General features: G+C 72.4%; 15 protein-coding genes and 1 riboswitch. Of the genes, 4 read left to right on the top strand and 11 right to left on the bottom strand.

The genetic code is table 11. The annotated features are described in order from the left end of the window. The first annotated feature begins 127 nt into the window (after positions 1–127). Positions 128–853 (top strand): ZIP family metal transporter, encoded by a 726-nt coding sequence (locus tag NLX86_RS25345; protein WP_254374094.1) that lies wholly within the window; start codon positions 128–130, stop codon positions 851–853. 2 nt (positions 854–855) lie between these two features. Here NLX86_RS25345 and cobI read toward each other — a convergent pair whose 3' ends face one another. From cobI to NLX86_RS25300, 9 genes are all read right to left on the bottom strand, one after another. Beyond that, positions 856–1,605 (bottom strand): precorrin-2 C(20)-methyltransferase, encoded by a 750-nt coding sequence (gene cobI / locus NLX86_RS25340; protein ID WP_254374093.1) that lies wholly within the window; start codon positions 1,603–1,605, stop codon positions 856–858. Further along, positions 1,602–3,095: a cobyrinate a,c-diamide synthase gene (locus NLX86_RS25335; protein ID WP_254374092.1), complete on the bottom strand. Its 1,494-nt coding sequence runs from the start codon at positions 3,093–3,095 to the stop codon at positions 1,602–1,604. Before NLX86_RS25335 ends, cobI begins: the two co-directional genes overlap by 4 nt. After that, positions 3,089–3,688, bottom strand: coding sequence for a cob(I)yrinic acid a,c-diamide adenosyltransferase (gene cobO / locus NLX86_RS25330; protein WP_254374091.1), 600 nt, complete (start codon positions 3,686–3,688; stop codon positions 3,089–3,091). Before cobO ends, NLX86_RS25335 begins: the two co-directional genes overlap by 7 nt. Next, a complete protein-coding gene (locus tag NLX86_RS25325) occupies positions 3,688–5,691 on the bottom strand; it encodes a putative cobaltochelatase (RefSeq protein WP_254374090.1) in 2,004 nt (667 codons plus the stop codon). Before NLX86_RS25325 ends, cobO begins: the two co-directional genes overlap by 1 nt. 142 nt (positions 5,692–5,833) lie before the next feature. After that, positions 5,834–9,484: a cobaltochelatase subunit CobN gene (gene cobN, locus NLX86_RS25320; RefSeq protein ID WP_254374089.1), complete on the bottom strand. Its 3,651-nt coding sequence runs from the start codon at positions 9,482–9,484 to the stop codon at positions 5,834–5,836. Continuing rightward, the gene (locus tag NLX86_RS25315; RefSeq protein ID WP_254374088.1) at positions 9,481–11,076 is read right to left on the bottom strand and encodes a cobyric acid synthase; all 1,596 of its coding nucleotides are present in this window, start codon (positions 11,074–11,076) and stop codon (positions 9,481–9,483) included. The genes cobN and NLX86_RS25315 overlap by 4 nt, the downstream gene beginning before the upstream one ends. Before the next feature lie 11 nt (positions 11,077–11,087). After that, the gene (locus NLX86_RS25310; protein WP_254374087.1) at positions 11,088–12,047 is read right to left on the bottom strand and encodes a cobalamin biosynthesis protein; all 960 of its coding nucleotides are present in this window, start codon (positions 12,045–12,047) and stop codon (positions 11,088–11,090) included. Between the two features lie 141 nt (positions 12,048–12,188). Then, positions 12,189–12,319: riboswitch (cobalamin riboswitch) on the bottom strand. A gap of 157 nt (positions 12,320–12,476) precedes the next feature. Continuing rightward, complete coding sequence (locus NLX86_RS25305; protein ID WP_254374086.1) at positions 12,477–12,707, bottom strand: hypothetical protein; 231 nt, start codon at positions 12,705–12,707, stop codon at positions 12,477–12,479. A gap of 12 nt (positions 12,708–12,719) precedes the next feature. Further along, positions 12,720–13,976 (bottom strand): inorganic phosphate transporter, encoded by a 1,257-nt coding sequence (locus tag NLX86_RS25300; RefSeq protein ID WP_254374085.1) that lies wholly within the window; start codon positions 13,974–13,976, stop codon positions 12,720–12,722. Positions 13,977–14,261: 285 nt separating this feature from the next. Between NLX86_RS25300 and NLX86_RS25295 the strand changes: the two genes are divergently transcribed. From NLX86_RS25295 to NLX86_RS25285, 3 genes are all read left to right on the top strand, one after another. Continuing rightward, a complete protein-coding gene (locus NLX86_RS25295) occupies positions 14,262–14,951 on the top strand; it encodes a class II aldolase/adducin family protein (RefSeq protein WP_254374084.1) in 690 nt (229 codons plus the stop codon). A 36-nt stretch (positions 14,952–14,987) separates the two neighbouring features. Continuing rightward, complete coding sequence (locus NLX86_RS25290) at positions 14,988–16,115, top strand: prolyl oligopeptidase family serine peptidase (protein WP_254374083.1); 1,128 nt, start codon at positions 14,988–14,990, stop codon at positions 16,113–16,115. Between the two features lie 187 nt (positions 16,116–16,302). Beyond that, positions 16,303–17,706: a hypothetical protein gene (locus NLX86_RS25285; protein WP_254374082.1), complete on the top strand. Its 1,404-nt coding sequence runs from the start codon at positions 16,303–16,305 to the stop codon at positions 17,704–17,706. A gap of 207 nt (positions 17,707–17,913) precedes the next feature. On the opposite strand, the gene NLX86_RS25280 is transcribed toward NLX86_RS25285, so the two are convergent. Together NLX86_RS25280 and NLX86_RS25275 are read right to left on the bottom strand one after the other, a co-directional pair. Continuing rightward, complete coding sequence (locus NLX86_RS25280) at positions 17,914–18,312, bottom strand: VOC family protein (RefSeq protein ID WP_254374081.1); 399 nt, start codon at positions 18,310–18,312, stop codon at positions 17,914–17,916. Between the two features lie 71 nt (positions 18,313–18,383). Then, positions 18,384–19,271, bottom strand: coding sequence for a neutral zinc metallopeptidase (locus NLX86_RS25275; protein WP_254374080.1), 888 nt, complete (start codon positions 19,269–19,271; stop codon positions 18,384–18,386). Positions 19,272–19,310 lie beyond the last annotated feature (39 nt).

Here is a 19,310-nt window from a genome sequence, read left to right as displayed (position 1 = left end):
AGCGGGGGTCCTCTCGGGTTTCCGTCGATCCGTGTGTTGCGGGGTGTACGGGCGTACGGGGTGTACGGGTCAACGGGATGGAATGGGGATGTGCGGAACGGGGGTCAGGTCAGGTAAGCAGGGGCGCATGGCGATGATCGTCGCGCTCGGCGCGTTCCTGATGACGCTGGCGGGCGGATGGACGGCGCAACGCATCACCGATCGCCGCCACCTGGTACTCGGCCTCGCGGGCGGGCTGATGCTCGGAGTGGTCGGACTCGACCTGCTGCCGGAGGCGATGGAGGCGGCGGGCGGCCCGGTCTTCGGAGTACCCGCCGCGCTGCTGCTGTTCGTCGGCGGCTTTCTGGTGGCGCACGTCGTGGAACGGCTGCTCGCGGTCAGGCAGGCGGCGCACGGAGCCGATCCGGGGGAGAGGGTTCCGCAGGTGGGTCTGACCGCCGCCGCGGCGATGGTCGGGCACAGCCTGATGGACGGCATCGCGCTGGGCGCGGCCTTCCAGGTCGGCGGCGGCATGGGCGTGGCAGTCGCGATCGCCGTCATCACGCACGACTTCGCCGACGGCTTCAACACGTACACGCTCACCCGCCTGTACGGGAACGACCGCCGGAAGGCCGTGCTGATGCTCGTCGCGGACGCCCTGGCCCCGGTCGTCGGCGCCGCGTCCACCGTGCTGTTCACCTTCCCCGAGGAACTCCTCGGCAGCTACCTGGGATTCTTCGGCGGCGCGCTGCTCTACCTCGCGGCCGCGGAAATCCTCCCCGAGGCGCACCACGACCACCCGGCGCTCTCCACCCTGCTGTGCACGGTGGCGGGAGTCGCCGGAATCTGGCTGGTCGTGGCCATCGCGGGCTGACGTCACAACTTCCCTCCGCGGCCGCCGTCGCGCCGCGCCGGCGCGATGAGCGTCGAGAGGTAGGGCAGCGGTCCGTCCGCCAGCTCGGCGGCCGGGCGGATCGACTCCTCGTCCAGGCCCAGTGCTGAACCCCATACCGCGCCCTCGGTCCGGCCGGTCTCGCGCAGCGCGGTCGCCACCTCGTGGGCCAGCCGCCCGAACTTGTACGCCACGACCGTGCCCGGCCCTTCGAGCGCGTCCTTCAGTACGGCCGACCCCGCCGTCACCGGGACGAGCGTCAGCGGCTCGGTCCCCTCGGTGAGCACCGCCCCGCTGCGCGCGGCCAGATCCTGCATCGCGGTGATTCCCGGCACGGTCTCGACGACCGTCCCCGGAACCAGGTCGCCGATGGTCTGCGCGAGATAGGTGAACGTCGAGTACACGTTGGGGTCACCGATGGTCGCGAAGGCCACGGAGCCGTGTGAGCCCAGCAGTTCGGCGACCCGGGCACCCGCGGCGTCCCAGGCGGCCTCGCGCCGCCCCCGGTCGCTGCGCTCGTTGAGCGCGAAGACGACCCGGACGACGTTCGCGGTATCGACGTAGTGCAGGACGGTCGCCTCGGCCCGGCCGCGCTCGCCACCATCCTTTCCATCAGACGCAGCCATGACGGGTACGACGACGACATCGGCCTCCTGGAGCTCCCTGACCCCCTTGACGGTCACCAGCTCCGGATCGCCCGGCCCCACGCCAACGCCGATCAACCTGCTGCTCATACCCCACACCTCTCAACAAACCTCTGTGCGATTCCGGGCGCGGCCGCCCAGTGCGTATGCAGATAGCTCGCGTGCACGCCCTGCTGTACGAATCCCTCAACCCGGCGCTCCGGGTGCACCAGCCCCCACGCGGGCGCCGGCCCGGCCGCCGGTTCCAGCACCGTGCGGTGGAACTCGTGCCCCCGCAGCCGGGTTCCGGCCTGTGCCAGCACACTGTCCGAGACGGCCACGGCCTCGCGGTAGCCCAGTGTCAGCCGTTCCGACATACGCGCGTCCGCGTCCAGCACCCCGCACATCGGCTTGCCGTCCAGCGAACGCGCGAGATAGAGCAGCCCCGCGCACTCGGCGGCGACGGGCGCGCCACTGTGCGCCAGTTCTGCCACGGCCTTGCGCAACGGCTCGTTGGCCGACAGCTCGGGGGCGTACACCTCGGGAAACCCGCCGCCGATGACCAGCCCTGCGGTGCCGTAGGGCAGTTGCTCGTCCCGCAACGGATCAAAGGTCACGACCTCCGCCCCGGCGGCGGCGAGCAGCTCGGCATGCTCGGCATAGGAAAAGGTGAACGCGGCCCCCCCGGCCACGGCCACGAGAGGCCGCCGCCCGCCGCGCCCGCCCACCGCACCCCCCAGCCCGTCCCGCGTCCTCTCCAGCCCGTCCGGCGATTGAGGACCGGGGTCCGGGGCAGAGCCCCCCCGCGGCGGAGCCGCATTTCGGTACAGCCGGGAAGGGGCGGGGCTGGGGAAAGAACCCTCGGCCAGCGCAACCCCGGGCTCCCACGCGTGCGCACTCAGCGGCGGCGCGGAACGGGCCAACGCCAGCAGCGCATCCAGGTCGCACCCCACCCGCACCCGCTCCGCCAACGCGGCGACAGCCGCCACCGCATCCACCCGCCGCTCGGCAACCGGCACCAGCCCAAGGTGCCGTGAAGGCGCGGCGACCTGCTCAACCCTCCTCAGCACCCCCAGCACCGGCACCCCGGACTCATCCAGCGCCTCGCGCAGCAGCACCTCGTGGCGGTCCGAGCCCACCTTGTTGAGGATCACGCCGCCGATCCGCACCTCGGGATCCCACGACGCGAAACCGTGCACCAGCGCCGCCACCGACCGCGACTGCGACGACGCGTCCACGACCAGCACCACCGGCGCCCGCAGCAGCTTCGACACCTGTGCGGTGGAGGCCAGTTCACCGAACCCGCTCGCCCCGTCGTACAGCCCCATCACGCCCTCGACCACGGCGACATCGCACCCCGCCGCGCCGTGCGCGAACAGCGGCGCGATGAGCTCCGTACCGCACATGTACGCGTCGAGATTCCGCCCCGGACGGCCGGTGGCCAGTGCGTGATAGCCCGGGTCGATGTAGTCGGGCCCGGCCTTGTGCGGGGACACCGAAAGCCCCGCCGAGGCGAAGGCCGCCATCAGCCCCGTCGCGACGGTGGTCTTGCCGCTGCCGGAGGCCGGCGCGGCGATGACCAATCGCGGGATCGTCACCACTCGATGCCTCTCTGGCCCTTCTGGCCGGTGTCCATCGGGTGCTTGACCTTGGACATGTCCGTCACCAGGTCCGCGAAGTCCACCAGCTGCTCCGGCGCGTTGCGGCCGGTGATCACCACATGCTGGGTGCCCGGCCGGTCACGCAGGACCTGGATCACCTCGTCGGTGTCGACCCAGCCCCAGTGCATGGGGTACGCGAACTCGTCCAGCACGTACAGCTGGTACGTCTCGGCCGCCAGGTCGCGCTTGACCTGCTCCCAGCCCTCCCGCGCCGCCTCCTCGTTGTCGAGCTGCGCGTCGCGCTGAACCCACGACCAGCCCTCGCCCATCTTGTGCCAGGCGACGGACCCGCCCTCGCCGCTCGTGCCGAGGACCTTCAGCGCGTTCTCCTCGCCGACCTTCCACTTCGCGGACTTGACGAACTGGAACACCCCGATCGGCCAGCCCTGGTTCCAGGCGCGCAGCGCGAGCCCGAAGGCGGCCGTCGACTTGCCCTTGCCGATGCCGGTGTGGACGACGACGAGGGGACGGTTGCGGCGCTGACGGGTGGTGAGCCCGTCGTCGGGAACGACGGACGGCTGTCCCTGCGGCATTACGCGGCCCTCCTGTTGCTTGTCTGTACGTCCTTGACCAGCCCGGCGATACTGTCGGCCCGCAGCTCGTCGAGCGTGACGGCGGTACCGCCGAGCTCATAGGCGAGGGCACTGGCGAGCCCGAGCCGTACCGGCCCCGACTCGCAGTCCACGACCACGGAAGCGGTGCCCTCCACCTCGTGCAGCCGCGCGGCCCTCGCCCCGAGCGCCACCGGATCGACGCCGCCGGTCGCGCGCCCGTCGGTCACCACGACCAGCAGCGCGCGGCGCGACGGATCGCGCAGCCGCTCGACGCGCAGCACGTCGTGCGCCTTGAGCAGGCCCGCCGCCAAGGGCGTTCGGCCGCCCGTCGGCAGTTGCTCCAGCCTCGCCGCCGCCGCGTCGACGGACGAGGTCGGCGGCAGGGCCAGCTCGGCGTCCTTCCCCCGGAATGTGATCAGGCCGACCTTGTCGCGCCGCTGGTACGCGTCCAGCAGCAGCGACAGCACAGCACCCTTGACCGCGCTCATGCGCCGGCGCGCCGCCATCGAACCGGAGGCGTCCACCACGAACAGGACGAGGTTGCCCTCACGGCCCTCCCGGGTCGCCTGCCGCAGATCGTCCCGCCGCACCACGAGTCCCGGCCCGCTGCGCCCACGCGCCCGCTGATGCGGGGCCGCGGCCTGCACGGTCGCCGCCAGGTGCAGCTTGGTCAGCGCCCCCCGGGGCCGCCGGGCCCCGGTGGTCCGGCCGTGCTCGGTACGGGCCCGGGACCGACGCCCCGCCGCTCCCGCCCCCAGCCCCGGCACGCTCAGCATCTTCGTACGGAACGGCTCGCCCGCGCTCGCGGCCGACCGCTCACCGCTGCCGGCGGATGCCTTGCTCTCGCCGCCCTCGGACGCCTCGGGCTGCGCGGGGTCGGTGTCCTCGGGCCCGTCCGGTCCATCACCCTGCGGCGGCTGACCACCTCCGTCCGGCCCGCCGTCCGGATCCGGGTCCGGATCGTCGTCCTCCCCGCCGAATTCCTGAAGCGTCTCGTCGAGCTTGTCCTCGTCCAGACCGGGCGCGTCGAAGGGGTTGCGTCGGCGCCGGTGGGGGAGCGCGAGGAGAGCGGCCTGTCGTACGTCCTCGGCGATGACGTCCGTACGCCCCGCCCAGGAGGCCAGCGCGGTCGCGGTACGGGCCATCACGATGTCGGCCCGCATACCGTCCACCTCGAACGCCGCACAGGTCGCGGCGATCTGTCGCAGAGCCGCGTCCCCGAGGCGCACCTCCGGCAGCAGCGCCCGCGCGGCGACAATGCGCGCCCGCAGGGCGTCCTCCTCGCCGGCCCACTTGGCGGCGAACCCGGCCGGATCGTCGTCGTACGCCAGCCTGCGCCGTACGACCTCCACCCGCTGGTCGGGCTCGCGCGAGGCAGCCACCTCCACCGTGAGCCCGAAGCGGTCGAGCAACTGCGGCCGCAGCTCACCCTCCTCGGGGTTCATGGTCCCGACGAGCAGGAAGCGCGCCGCGTGCCGCACCGACACGCCCTCGCGCTCCACGTACGAAGCACCCATCGCGGCGGCGTCCAGCAGCAGGTCCACCAGGTGGTCATGCAGCAGGTTGACCTCATCCACGTACAGGATCCCGCGGTGCGCATCAGCCAGCAGCCCCGGCTCGAACGCCTTCACGCCCTCCGCGAGCGCCCGCTCGATGTCGAGCGCGCCGACGAGCCGGTCCTCCGAGGCGCCGACCGGCAGTTCGACCATCCTCGCCGGCCGGGCGGTCCCGCCCCCGTCCTCGTGCGGGCCGTCCGGGCACGCCGGATCAGGCGCACCGGGCGCGCACGAGAACCGGCACCCGGCGACGACCGCGACCTCCGGCAGGAGCGCCGAGAGGGCGCGCACGGCGGTACTCTTCGCGGTCCCTTTCTCGCCACGCACCAGCACACCGCCCACGGCAGGCGACACGGCGTTCAGCAGCAGCCCGAGCCGCAGGTCGTCCATCCCGACGATCGCGGTAAAGGGATACGCGGTGTTCACGCGGCCTCCTTGGCACGTCCGGCGCATCCGCCGGATCCGGCACATTCCAGCCCGTCCGGCGTTTGAGGACTGGGGTTCTGGGGGCAAAGCCCCCAGCTACGGGAAGGGGCGGGGTGGGGGAGAGAACTCGCCCGGAGTGACCTCATGCGTCCCCCTCCAGATCACCCTCGAGTTCGAGGTAGGTCTGCCGGAGCCGCTCCAGCGTGTCCGCGTCCGGCTCCGCCCACAGCCCGCGCTCCGCCGCCTCCAGCAGGCGTTCCGTGATCCCCCTCAGCGCCCACGGGTTGGACTTCTCCATGAACTGCCGGTTTTCTGGGTCGAAGACGTACTCGGCGCTGAGCTTCTCGTACATCCAGTCGTCCACCACCCCCGCCGTCGCGTCGTACCCGAAGAGGTAGTCCACGGTCGCGGCCATCTCGAACGCGCCCTTGTAGCCGTGGCGCCGCATCGCCGCCATCCAGCGCGGGTTGACCACCCGGGCGCGGAAAACGCGGTGCGTCTCCTCGCCCAGCGTGCGGGTCTTCACCTGGTCCGGGACCGCCGAGTCACCCACGTACGCCTCGGGGGAGACCCCCGTCAGGTGCCGCACCATGGCGACCATGCCGCCGTGGTACTGGAAGTAGTCGTCCGCGTCGACGAGATCGTGCTCCCTCGTGTCGACGTTCTTCGCCGCCACCGCGATCCGCCGGAACGCCGTCTCCATGTCCCCGCGCGCCGCCCGCCCGTCGAGCCCGCGGCCGTACGCGTAGCCGCCCCACACCGCGTACACCTCGGCGAGGTCGGCGTCCGAGCGCCAGTTACGGGCATCGATCAGCGGCAGCAGACCCGCCCCGTACGCACCCGGCTTGGAGCCGAAGATACGGGCCGTGGCGCGGCGTCGGTCGCCGTGTTCGGCGGTGTCCTCGTCGGCGTGCGCGCGTACGTAGTTGGACTCGGCCGGCTCGTCCAGCTCGGCGACCGCCCGTACGGCGTCGTCGATCAGGCCCACCACATGCGGGAACGCGTCCCGGAAGAAGCCCGAGATACGAACGGTGACGTCGATACGCGGGCGCCCCAGTTCCGCCACCGGCACGATCTCGAAGCCGGTCACCCGCCGCGAGGCGTCGTCCCACACCGGGCGGCAGCCCAGCAGGGCGAGGATCTCGGCGATGTCGTCGCCCTGGGTGCGCATCGCGGACGTGCCCCAGACCGTCAGGCCCACCGACTTCGGGTAGTCGCCGGTGTCCGCGAGATAGCGGGCCACGAGCGAGTCGGCGAGCGCCTGGCCGACCTCCCACGACAGCCGGGACGGAATCGCCTTGGGGTCGACGGAGTAGAAGTTACGGCCGGTCGGCAGGACGTTGACCAGCCCGCGGGTCGGCGAGCCGGACGGTCCTGCGGGGACGTAACCGCCTCTCAGCGCGCGCAGGATGTTGCCGATCTCGTCGGTCGTACGGGCCAGCCGCGGCACGACCTCCTCGCAGGCGAAGCCCAGCACGGCCACAGCGGAAGGGAGTGCGGAGCCCAGTACCTCCCGCACCAGCCCGGCCGCCGTCGAGACGTCCCAGCCGCGCTCCTCCATGCCCTCCGCGAGCCGCCGGCACAACTGCTCCAGCAGGTCGATGGCGTCGGCGCCGGTACGGGCGGGACCGTGGACCAGCGCGGTCAGCTCCACCGGCACCTTCACGGCCGCGCCCGGCTCTCCGAGCAGCGCCTTCTCCTCCAGCCCGAAGTGCTCGGCGAGAGCGGCCCGCAGGCCCGGCAGCGCGTTGGCCTGGCCGCCCCACACCTGGGAGGCCCGCAGTACGGCCAGGACGAGGTTCACCCGGGCCTCGGCCTCGGGGCCGCCGCCCAGGATGTGCAGGCCGTCCCGGATCTGGACGTCCTTGATCTCGCACAGGTAGCCGTCGATGTGCATGACGAACTCGTCGAAGTCGCCGTCGTCGGGCTGCTCGTCGACGTGCAGGTCGTGGTGCAGCTCGGCGGCCTTGACCAGCGTCCAGATCTGGGCGCGGACGGCCGGCGCCTTCGTCGGGTCGAGGTCGCTGACGAGCGCGTACTCGTCGAGCAGCTGCTCCAGCTTTGCCAGATCGCCGTACGTGTCGGCGCGCGCCATCGGCGGCACCAGATGGTCGACGACCGTGGCGTGGCCGCGCCGCTTGGCCTGCGTGCCCTCACCCGGGTCGTTGACGATGAACGGGTAGATCAGCGGCAGTTCGCCCAGTACGGCATCGGGACCGCAGCCCGCCGACAGGCCGAGGCCCTTTCCCGGCAGCCACTCCATGGTGCCGTGCTTGCCCATGTGGACGATCGCGTCGGCACCGAACGAGTTGTCCAGCCAGCGGTACGCGGCCATGTAGTGGTGCGAGGGCGGCATGTCCGGGTCGTGGTAGATCGCGATCGGGTTCTCGCCGAAGCCGCGCGGCGGCTGGATCATCACGACGACGTTCCCGAACTGCAGTGACGCCAGGACGACGTCGTCGCCGTCCACGTACAGCCGGCCCGGCGGCTCGCCCCAGTGCTCCAGCATCCCGTCGCGCAGCCCGGGCTCCAGCTTGTCGAACCAGGCCCGGTAGTCGGCGAGAGGCACCCGCGCCGGCGCGGCCGCGAGCTGCTCCTCGGTCAGCCACTCCACGTCGTGACCGCCGGCGTTGATGAGCCGGTGGATCAGCTCGTCGCCGTTGTCCGGGTGGCCTTCGACGGCGTAACCGGCATCGCGCAGGGCGTCCAGCACCCGTACCGCGGACGCGGGCGTGTCGAGTCCCACCGCATTGCCGACGCGCGAGTGCTTGGTCGGGTAGGCGGTGAAGACGAGCGCCAGCTTCTTCTCACCGTTGGGCTTGTGCTTCAACTTGGCGTGCCGTACGGCGATTCCGGCGACCCGGGCGGCCCGCTCGGGATCGGCGACGTACACCGGTACGTCGTCGGGGCCCTGCTCCTTGAAGGAGAAGGGGACCGTGATCAGCCGCCCGTCGAACTCGGGGATCGCGACCTGCATCGCGGCGTCCATGGGGGAGAGGGCCGCGTCCGACTCGTCCCACGCGGCGCGCGAGGACGTCAGGCACAGGCCCTGCAGGACAGGCACGTCGAGGTCGGCGAGCGCGCCGATGTCCCACGCCTCGTCGTCGCCGCCGGCGGACGCGTCCGAAGCGCGCGTACCGCCCGCCGCGAGCACGGTGGCGATCAGCGTGTCGGCCCGGCCCAGCAGTTCGTAAAGCTCCGCGTCGGCGCCGCGCAGCGAACCGCAGTACACGGGAAGGGCGTTGGCGCCGCGCGCCTCAATGGCGTCGCACAGCGTGTCGACGAAGGCCGTGTTCCCCGAGAGGTGGTGCGCCCGGTAGAACAGCACACCGACGGTCGGCCGCCCTTCCGTGTACGTGCGCTCGCCGTGCAGCCCCCACTCGGGCATCTTCTGCGGCTCATCGAAGCCTTCTCCGGTCAGCAGCACGGTGTCCGACAGGAACCGGGCCAGCTCGACCAGGTTCGCCGGGCCGCCCTCGACGAGGTAGCGCAGCGCCTCGGCGACCACGCCCGCGGGCACCGACGACTCGGCCATCAGTTCCGCGTCCGGTACGGTCTCGCCGCCCAGCAGCACGGTCGGAATCCCGGACGCCTTGAGGGCGGCGAGCCCGTCCTCCCAGGCCCGCTTGCCGCCCAGCAGCCGTACGACGGCCACCGAGGCCCCCTCGACCAGCGCGGGCAGCTCCGCCGCGACGTCGATCCGGGTCGGATTGCCGATGCGGTACGGCGCGCCGGAGGCCCGCGCCGCCAGCAGGTCCGTATCGGCGGTGGACAGCAACAGCACGGTGCTCATGGCGCTCCAGGTGCGATGAAGGGAAGTCCTGACGGTGCGCCCGACTCGATCAGCCGCAGCAGCGCATCCGTATCGGCGTGTTCTTCGATGAGGTCGCCCAGCAGGTCCAGCTGCTCCTCGCGCAGCGTGCCGAACGACGTGTCCGGTGCCGGTACGAAGCGGCGACCCGCGGCGGCGGCCACCTCCCGCAGGAAAGCCCGCCGGAAGCCGTCGCTCTCCAGCGACCCGTGCCAGTGGGTGCCCCAGACGTCGCCGACCCGGCACCCGTCCAGGCTGTGTCCTTGGTCATCAGAGATGAACGGTTCCCCGCCGAGCACGTCGGCGACCCCGTGGTGGATCTCGTACCCCTCGACATGCTCGCCGAGCGCCTCGCCGACCGGCCGGGCGAGCGTCTTCTCCACGGCGAACCGCACCCGGACGGGCAGCAGTCCGAGCCCGTTCACGGCCCCCGCCCGCGACTCGACCTCGTCCTCGATGTGCTCACCGAGCGCCTGGAAGCCGCCGCAGATGCCGAGCACGGGCCGACCCTCGGCCGCGCGCCGCGCGATCGCGTCCGCCAGCCCCCGCTCCCGCAGCCACTCCAGTGCCCGGACGGTGCCGCGTGTTCCCGGCACCACCACCAGGTCGGCGTCGAGGAGTTCCTCCGCGCGGTCCACGAACCGCACGACGACACCCGGCTCGGCGGCCAGCGCGTCGACGTCCGTGAAGTTGGACATCAGCGGCACCGCGCACACCGCGACCCGCAGGACGTCCTCGCCGACCGGCGGGGCGACGACGGACTCCCGTACAGCGCCCCTCAAGGACACCCGCAGGCCGTCCTCCTCGTCGATCCCCAGCCCGTGCTGGAACGGCAGCACCCCGAACGTCTGCCGCCCGGTCAGCCCCCGGAGCATCTCCAGACCGGGTTCCAGCAGCGAGACATCGCCCCGGAACTTGTTCACGAGGTACCCGGCGATCAGCGCCTGGTCCGCCGCGCTCAGCAGGGCGGTCGTCCCGAAGAACGAGGCGAAGACGCCGCCGCGGTCGATGTCGCCCACCACGACCACCGGGAAGTGCGCCGCCCGCGCGATGCCCATGTTCACGATGTCCGTACGGCGCAGGTTGATCTCGGCAGGACTGCCGGCCCCCTCACAGATCACGGCGTCATACGTGCCCCGCAGTTCCTCCAGGCACGCCGTGACCGTCCCGAGAAGTGCCTCCTGCCTTCCGCCGTGCAGTGCTTTCCCGGGGGACACTGCGCCCGATTGCGGCTCTGCCGCGGGCCCAGACCCCCCGAAGAACCCACGCGCACTCATCTCGCCCACCGGCTTGCCCAGCAGCACCACCTGGCTGCTGCTGTCACTGCCGGGCTTGAGCAGGACGGGGTTCATCAGCGCGCTCGGCTCGACGCGCGCGGCCTGCGCCTGCATCGCCTGGGCCCGCCCGATTTCCGCGCCCTCGCGCGTGACGAACGAATTCAGCGACATGTTCTGCGCCTTGAAGGGCGCGACTTTGACCCCGGTGCGTACCAGCCAGCGGCAGATCCCGGCCGTGACCACGCTCTTGCCGGCGTCCGACGTGGTGCCGGCGACCAGCAGTCCACCACCGCTCATGCGCCCACCCCTCATGCGGTCCTCCTCCGTCGAGCGATCAGCCGGCCGGCGACGAGCCGGCCCGCGACACACGCGCCCAGGGCCAGCCACGTCACGCGGCGCGACAGGTTCACCGCGCGCTCGATGTCGCCCACTTCCACGGGCCGGCCGCCGCCGTTCAGTACCGGCCGGTGCTCGACACGGCCGCCGTACGCGAGGGTGCCGCCCAGCCGTACGCCGAGGGCTCCGGCGAACGAGGCCTCCACCGGACCGGCGTTGGGGCTCGGGTGCTTCGCGGCGTCCTCGCGCCAGGCCCGTACCGCCCCCTTGCGGTCGGATCCGGCGAGAGCCGCCGCGACGGCCGTGAGCCGGGCTCCCGGCCAGCCCGCCACATCGTCGAGCCGGGCCGAAGCCCACCCGTACCGCAGGTATCTGGGCGACTTGTGGCCGACCATGGCGTCCAGGGTGTTCACGGCCCGGAAGGCAACCAGTCCGGGCACGCCGGCGACTGCGCCCCAGACCAGGGCGCCGACCACCGCGTCCGAGGTGTTCTCGGCGACGGACTCCACCACCGCCCGGGCGATCTGAGGGCCGTCCAGCGCCTGCGGGTCGCGCCCGCAGAGATGGGGCAGGCGTTCCCGGGCGACATCGAGGTCGCCGGCCGCCAGCGCACCGCCGATTGCCCTTGCCTCGCGGCCCAGTGACGTCCCGCCCACCACGGCCCAGGTCGCCGCGGCGGTCAGCGCGGCATGGGCGGCGGGACGGGAGCGTACGGCGCGGGCGGCCAGCGTACCTGCGGCGGCCGCGCCCCCGGTGCACACCACGGCATGCAGCGCGCCCCACCCACGGTGGTCACGCCACAGGACACGCTCGACGACTGCCGCGGCCCGCCCGAACGCGGCAACCGGATGCCCTCGGCGGGGGTCGCCGAGAACGAGGTCGCCGATCAGGCCGGCCGTGGCGCCGTACGCGAAATTGCGATCGGCACGCATGGGTTCAGCCGGCCGAAACGCCTCGGCGGGACCCCGTACGTACTGCGCACGCAGCACTCACACAGACAACTGAACCGCAGCCGGGCATGGGATGAGTCCTCACTCAGGGTCCGCGCCCTGGTTCGACGTGACCGGCGGTGAGAGTCTCCTGGCTCCCGGATCGGCGGCTCCCCCGGCCTTCCAACCCATGTGTACGGGCCGTGACTTCCGGTGGGGGAGTGCTCCCCGGTGACAGTGGCGGGACCGCGCCGGATTCGCACCGGACTTCCTCTCCTGCCGCCGTATTGGCTCCGGAAGTCCACCACGCCCCGCGAACGCCCGTCAACTCGCCGTTGACCTGCGACGGGACAGTGTGCGAAGACCCACACGGCGGGAACGCGAACTCCCCCGGCAGGGACCCTGCCGGGGGAGTTCGGAAGCTGAACTGTGTCAGACGACGATCAGATAGATGCCGTACGCCACGGCCGCCGCGCAGAGCGCGAAGCAGGCGTACGCGCCGGTGCGGGCCAGGGCCACGGAGCCGGCGGAGCCTCCCTGCGCGGCCGCGGACTCCTGCTTGGAGAGGCCGACGATGCCCAGGGTGAACAGGCCCACCAGGGCGACGGTGGCCGTGAGGCTGACTCCGAACACGGAGCCGAGAGCTGCCCAGTCGATCTTCATACTGCTGATTCCTTAGACGGTCGCTGGCTGCGGCGGTTCGGGGGACGCGGGTGCCGGGGCCGGGATGGTGGCCTTCAGCTCACCGGTGCCGCCGGCGGTGACGCCCACCGGGGGCGGGGTGACGGCGGCGATGGCGGTGGTCACGACGCCCGCGGGCTCGCTGTCGCCGCCGGTCTCGTTGACGTTGGTGTGGTCGATGACCTGGCGGCGGGAGACGAGCCAGATCGCGAGGCAGGAGCTGACGAGGAACACCGCGACCGCGGCGACACCCCAGTCCCCCTGCTTGGTCACGAACTCCGCGCCCGCGGCGACCAGACCCGCCGCCGGCAGGGTGAGGCCCCAGGCGATGAACATCCGGGTCGCGGTGGACCAGCGGACCACACCGCCCTTGCGGCCGAGACCGGAACCCATCACCGCGCCGGAGCACGAGTGGGTGGTCGAGAGCGAGAAGCCGAGGTTCGAGGAAGCCAGGATGACGCTCGCCGCGCTGGTCTGGGCGGCGAAGCCCTGCTGCGGCTGGAGGTCGGTGAGGCCCTTGCCCATGGTGCGGATGATGCGCCAGCCGCCGAGGTAGGTGCCGAGCGCGATCGCGAGACCGGCCGAGAGGATGACCCACATGGGCGGGTTCGAGCCGGGGGCGAGGGCGCCGCCGGTGACCAGGGCCAGGGTGATGATGCCCATGGTCTTCTGCGCGTCGTTGGTGCCGTGCGCCAGCGAGACGAGGCCCGCGGAGCCGATCTGGCCGATGCGGTAGCCCTTGGCCGATGCCTTCTCGTCGGTCTTGCTGCTCAGCTTGTACGTGAGCCGGGTGGCGAGCATCGCGGCGAAACCGGCGACGAGCGGTGCGGCGATCGCGGGGAGCAGCACCTTGGTGACGACGACGTCGCCGTTGACACCGCCGAAGCCGACCGAGGCGACGGTGGCACCGATCAGACCGCCCATGAGGGCGTGCGAGGAGCTGGACGGCAGGCCGACCAGCCAGGTCAGCAGATTCCACAGGATGGCGCCGACGAGCGCCGCGAAAATGACTTCGGGCCTGATGCCCTCTTCGTTGACGAGTCCGCTGGAGATCGTCTTGGCGACCTCCACCGAGAGGAACGCGCCGACGAGGTTGAGCACGGCGGACATGGCCACCGCCGTCTTGGGCTTGAGAGCGCCGGTCGAGATGGTCGTCGCCATCGCGTTGGCTGTGTCGTGGAAACCGTTCGTGAAATCGAACACGAGAGCGGTGATGATCACGATCCCGAGGAGAAGCGTGATGTGTTCCATTTACCCAGGCTTCTGTTGGACGTCAGTGGCTCGGCGAACGTAGGCAACCTGAATGAACGGAAGATGAACTGGACCGGGCGGTGCGGTAACCCCAACGGAGCGCCGTCACTCCGCTTTCCCGTTGGGGGGACGATAGAAACGCGACAAATCCGCGCCAGGACTGGTTTCGCCGCGCCCCGAGCGGAACCGCTTCGCCCGGTTCGCCCGCCCGTGGGAGAAGGTGGGGAAGAGACTCAGATCACCTCACTCCGGAGACCGGATCCCCGGCCTGGCAGGATCACGCCCATGGAGCACCAGGACGCGACCGAGCAGGCGACCGATCACGCGACCGAGGAGGCAATCGAGCAGGCGTGGGCCGAGCTGGTGGCCACCGCCCGCCGGACAGCCGCCGAAGGGCTCGTCGTGGGCACCTCAGGAAACGTCTCGGTACGGGTCGGCGACCTCGTGCTCGTCACGCCCAGCGGAGTGCCGTACGACCGGCTCGGCCCGGGCGACATCGTCGCCGTCGACCTGACCGGCAAGCAGGTCACCGGAGAGCTCGTCCCCACCAGCGAGCTGCCGCTGCACCTCGCGGTCTACCGGAACACCCCCGCCCGAGCCGTCGTGCACACCCATGCCGTGCACGCGACAGCCGTCTCCACGCTCGTCCCCGAGCTGCCGCCCGTCCACTACATGACCGCGGCGCTGGGCGGCCCGGTGCGCGTCGCGCCGTACGCGCTCTACGGCACCCCCGAGCTGGCCGGGCACATGCTCCACGCCCTGCGCGGCCGCACCGCCTGCCTGCTGCGGAACCACGGCACGGTCGCCCACGGCGACACGCTCGACCAGGCCTACGACCGCACCGCCCAGCTGGAATGGATGTGCCGCGTCTGGCTCACCGCGAGCACGGTCCCCGGCCACACCCCGACCCTGCTCTCCCCGGCCCAGCTCGACGACGTCGCCGACAAACTCCGCGGATACGGGCAGTCCCGCTGACTGGCAGCCGTCCGCATACGCACCGACACTGAGACGGTGCGCCCGGCTACAGCGACGGCAGCGGCCGTCACCACACTCCTCGGTGTCGCCACGGTCGCGGTGGCGGCCGGCCGGTACGCCTGTGACGTCGCACTCAAGGCGTCGCCGGAACGGCCCGTGTCCCTCGGCCCCCGGCTCAGTGTCCACGCCACCGCGGCGGGACAGGTCACCCTGACCCGCTCGCTGGCCTCGCTGCGGCCCGGCACGTACGGGCTGCACGGACTCCGGGTGCACGCCGTTGTCGGACCGGTGCTGCAGGACGCGCGGCACGCCGCGGACACCGTCGTACGCCGGCTGGAGCGCGTCACCCACGGCACGCTGGAGCCGGGCGCGAAGGTCCGGCTCACCCCGCAGATCCACATCGGCAATCCCCGTACCGCGCTCGGCCTCGACCACGCGGACGTCGACGTTCCCGGCGAACTCGGCGCACTGCCCGCCTGGTTCGTGCCCGGCGCCCGCGACACCTGGGTGATCACCGTGCACGGCCTCGGCACCACCCGCGAGCACCCCATGGTCGTCATGCCGTTCCTGCACCGGCAGCGGTTCCCGGTGCTCGACCTGGCGTACCGCAACGACCTGGGCGCGCCCCGCTCCCCGGACGGCCTCGGACACCTCGGCGACTCGGAGTGGCGCGACCTGGACGCCGCCATCCGCTACGCCGTGCGGTACGGCGCCGAGCGCGTCGTCCTGCACGGCTGGTCCACCGGTGCGTCGATGGCCCTGCACGCCGCCGCCAACTCGGCGCTGCGGGACCGCATCACCGGTCTCGTGCTCGACTCCCCGGTCCTCGACTGGCAGACCACCCTGCGCGCCCTGGCCTCCGCCCGCCGCGTCCCGGCGCCGCTGCTGCCGCTCGCGGTCCGGGCGGCCCAGGGCAGGACCGGACTGCACAGCGACCGCCTGCCTGCCTCGGCCGACTCGGACGCCGTCCGCGTCCCCACCCTGATCTTCCACGGCCCGGACGACGTGCTGGCCCCCTGGCAGCGCTCGCGGGAACTGGCCCGGCGGCGCCCGGACCTCGTCACCCTGCACACCGTCCCGAACGCCCCGCACGCGGCGATGTGGAATGCCACCCCGGAGACGTACGAGGAGGCCCTCCGCCGCTTCCTCACCCCGCTGATGTAGCCACCGTCTGTTGTAGCCACCGTCCCGGCCGCGGTGCTGACGCGGCGCCGACGCAGCGCCGACGCGGCCCTGATTCGGCTCGGACGCGCGCCGAAGGGGTCGATGCGGGCGCCCGACGGCGGTTGCCGTAGAGCGCAACCCCCGGTTCCGTTTGGGCTTTCGGCCCGTCAGAGGCAAGACTGCTCCCGTGACGTCCCGTACCCCGCGCGACTCCAGGCTCCGACTCGTCCGTCAGCGTCCGATCGCCGCCGCCCGCAAGGCGGTGACGAACCGGCGCACCCGGCCCGCGCCGCGCCCCCCCGAGGGCACCCCGGCCCCCTCGGAGCTCGCCGGTCAGGCGAGGGCCGGCCTCGCCGACGCCGTACGGATCGCCCGCTGGGCCGACCAGCAGCGCGGCGCGGCGGCCGCCTTCCGCCCGGGGCAGTCCGGAGTGCTCTCCGCGCCCGCCGTGGAACGGGCCGCCGCCGCCCTGGAACTGACGGCCGCCCAGGTCCGGGCAGGCTGGGACCGGGCCCGGCTGGCCGGACTCGTCGAGGTGCACGGCGACACCGCGCGCCCCGGCTGGCGGCTGCGCGCCTGGGACCGCGACGACGCGGCCGTACTGCGCGGCTGGGTGGCCCTGTTCGACGCCTGGTCCCTGGTCCACCCCGCGCCGGCCGACGTCGCCCCGACCGCCGTCGCCGAGGTCGTCGAGGCCGTCCCCCAGCTCCTTTCCCTGCTCCAGCTCTCCGCCGGCCCCGTCCCTGTTCCCACGCTGCTCGACCTCCTCGAACAGCGCGTCGCCGAACTGCGCGACGAGCGCTGCGAGGTGCCGTACGGGCCGCAGCCGCTCCCCGCGCTCCCTGCACAGCCTCCCGCCCCCGATGCCGTCCCGCTCTCCCTCCTCCTCGGCTGGGCCCTGGAGGGCCTCGCCGCAGTGGACGCGCTGACCCTCGGCGAGGGTCAGGCGACCCTGACGCCGCTCGGTAACTGGGCGGTGTGGGTCAAGCTCGAGCAGATCTGCGTGGCCGCGCAGAGCCCTGCCGGCAACATCGAGCAGGCCGCCGAGGCCATGCTGCACGGCTGCGCACGCCTGAGCCCCGGCTCCGCGCGGGCCGAGTACCGGGCATGGCTGGCCGCCCGGACCGTCGGCAGCGCCGTCGCGGAGCTGCTCGGCGTCGCCCGCGGCGAGGACGCGCTGCTGCGCGGGCTCGCCTTCGAAGCGCTGCGCGTGGTCGGCGCCCCGGCCGAGCCCGAGGTGCGGGCCGCGGCCGCCGAAAGCGCGCTGCGCCCCTACGCCCTGCTCTGGCTGGCGGAGTACGACGGCGTGGACGCCGAGGACGCGGCCGAGGTGCTGACCCGGGAGGAGTCCACCTGGCTCTGGGTGGACACCGCCGCGGCCGTCGCCGACCACGGCGAGACCGAACTGCTGGTCCGCCACCTCGACTCCGCGGTGCAGGGCACGGTGCCCGCCCTGCTCGAGGAGGTACGGGCCATCGGCCACCCCCGCACGGTGCAGGTCCTGGTAGCCCTGGCCGCCGCCCACCCCGACCCGGCCCTGGCCAAGGCGGTCCGCCGGGCAGCATTCCAAGTCCACACCGGAGGAGCCTGACCCCCGCCGCCCCCGCCCGGTCCGCGCCGGTCCCGACCCGAAGCGCCCGGCTCCACGGGCCACGGCCTACCCGCCCCCGCCCCGGTCCCGCCTGCGTGGGTCCCGCCCGGTCCGCGCCGGCCCCGGCCCGAAGCGCCCCGGACTCCACCGGCCCGCCCGGAACCCGCCCGGCCCCGACCCGTCCCGTCCCGGCCCGCCCCGGCCGGTCTACGCCGCGCCCGGTGCGTATGTTCCGAAGCTCCAGATGTTGCCCTCCGGGTCCCGGCTCATGTAGTCCCGCGAGCCGTAGTCCTGGTCGGTGGGCTCCATCAGGATCTCCACTCCGTGCTCGACGGCCCGCTTGTGGTGCGCGTCGACGTCCTCCACCACCACGTACACCCCCGCCGGTCCGGCGTCCGCCATCGCCGTGTCGAAGACCCCGCCCTTGCCCTTGCTGCCCAGCATGACCATCCCGTTGCCGTAGGCCAGCTCGGCATGCAGCACGCTGCCGTCCTCGCCCTCGTACACCGCGACCTCGGTGAAGCCGAACGCCTCCGTCAACAGCTTGATCGCCGCCTTCGCGTCCGTGTAGACCAGTGTCGGACAGATGCTCGGTGCGCCTGCCATGTCGGTCACTCCCTCTCGTTTCGGACGTACGGATGTGATCCAGCACACAGTCTGGCAGGTGGGTCTGACAGTCACCGGAACGTGTCGCACTGCGCCATGTCACCCGTGCGGTAGCCGGTGTAGAACCACTGCTGGCGCTGCTGCGCCGAGCCGTGCGTCCAGTTCTCGGGCGTCACCCGGCCCTGGTACCTCTCCTGGATCCGGTCGTCGCCGACCGCGGCCGCCGCATCGAGTCCGTCCCGGATGTCGGCGTCCGTGAGCTGGGTGATCAGCGGCCGCCCGGACTCGTCCGGGGTGCGCGTCGCGTTGTGCGCCCAGACCCCGGCGTAGCAGTCCGCCTGCAGCTCCACCCGTACCGCGTTGCTGTACGCGCCCTGCCGCCCGTCCTGCGCCCTGCGGAGCGTGCCCATCAGGTTCTGCACATGGTGCCCGTACTCATGGGCCACCACATACGCCTGCGCGAACGGGCCGCCGCTCGAACCGAACTTGGTGCGCAGGTCGTTGAAGAACCCCAGGTCCAGATAGACCTTCCGGTCAACCGGGCAGTAGAAGGGGCCGACGGCCGAGGTGGCGGGGCCGCAGGCCGTGCCGACCCGGTCGGTGAAGAAGACCGTCTGCGCGCCGCTGTACTGCCCGTCGCGCCGGGCGAACTCCTGCCGCCAGTAGTCCTGCGCGCTGTTGACCACCCCGACGAGCCGGCAGTCTTCCCTGATGTTCGCGTCCTGCCCGGTACGGCATGCCTGCTGCACCTGGGCCGCGGAGGACGCGCTGGCATCCGGGTCGGAGTCGTCCGAGGACAGCCCGAGCTGTTCGGGGCCCACTCCGAAGAACAGGCCCAGGACGAGCGCGATGAGTCCGGCGATCCCGCCGCCGATGGTGGCCCGGCCGCCGGGGACGCGGCTGCCCCGCACATCCTGGACCTCGGAGGTGTCCAGGTTGGCGTCGTCGTCGAACTGCATGGCCCGCACCACCCTCGTGTTTCACTGCGGCGGCTACCC

The organism is Streptomyces sp. A3M-1-3, assembly GCF_024213665.1.
Classification (GTDB): Bacteria; Actinomycetota; Actinomycetes; order Streptomycetales; family Streptomycetaceae; genus Streptomyces.
The sequence above is the reverse complement of the archived record's forward strand: the minus strand, read 5'-3'. Positions and strand labels throughout refer to the sequence as shown.

Coding starts and splice junctions, on each gene's coding strand:
- NLX86_RS25300 (WP_254374085.1), bottom strand. CDS start 13,976: ATGGAACACATCACGCTTCTCCTCGGGATCGTGATCATCACCGCTCTC.
- NLX86_RS25305 (WP_254374086.1), bottom strand. CDS start 12,707: ATGAAGATCGACTGGGCAGCTCTCGGCTCCGTGTTCGGAGTCAGCCTC.
- NLX86_RS25345 (WP_254374094.1), top strand. CDS start 128: ATGGCGATGATCGTCGCGCTCGGCGCGTTCCTGATGACGCTGGCGGGC.
- cobO (WP_254374091.1), bottom strand. CDS start 3,688: ATGCCGCAGGGACAGCCGTCCGTCGTTCCCGACGACGGGCTCACCACC.
- NLX86_RS25275 (WP_254374080.1), bottom strand. CDS start 19,271: ATGCAGTTCGACGACGACGCCAACCTGGACACCTCCGAGGTCCAGGAT.
- NLX86_RS25315 (WP_254374088.1), bottom strand. CDS start 11,076: ATGAGCGGTGGTGGACTGCTGGTCGCCGGCACCACGTCGGACGCCGGC.
- NLX86_RS25310 (WP_254374087.1), bottom strand. CDS start 12,047: ATGCGTGCCGATCGCAATTTCGCGTACGGCGCCACGGCCGGCCTGATC.
- cobI (WP_254374093.1), bottom strand. CDS start 1,605: ATGAGCAGCAGGTTGATCGGCGTTGGCGTGGGGCCGGGCGATCCGGAG.
- NLX86_RS25295 (WP_254374084.1), top strand. CDS start 14,262: ATGGAGCACCAGGACGCGACCGAGCAGGCGACCGATCACGCGACCGAG.
- NLX86_RS25280 (WP_254374081.1), bottom strand. CDS start 18,312: ATGGCAGGCGCACCGAGCATCTGTCCGACACTGGTCTACACGGACGCG.
- cobN (WP_254374089.1), bottom strand. CDS start 9,484: ATGAGCACCGTGCTGTTGCTGTCCACCGCCGATACGGACCTGCTGGCG.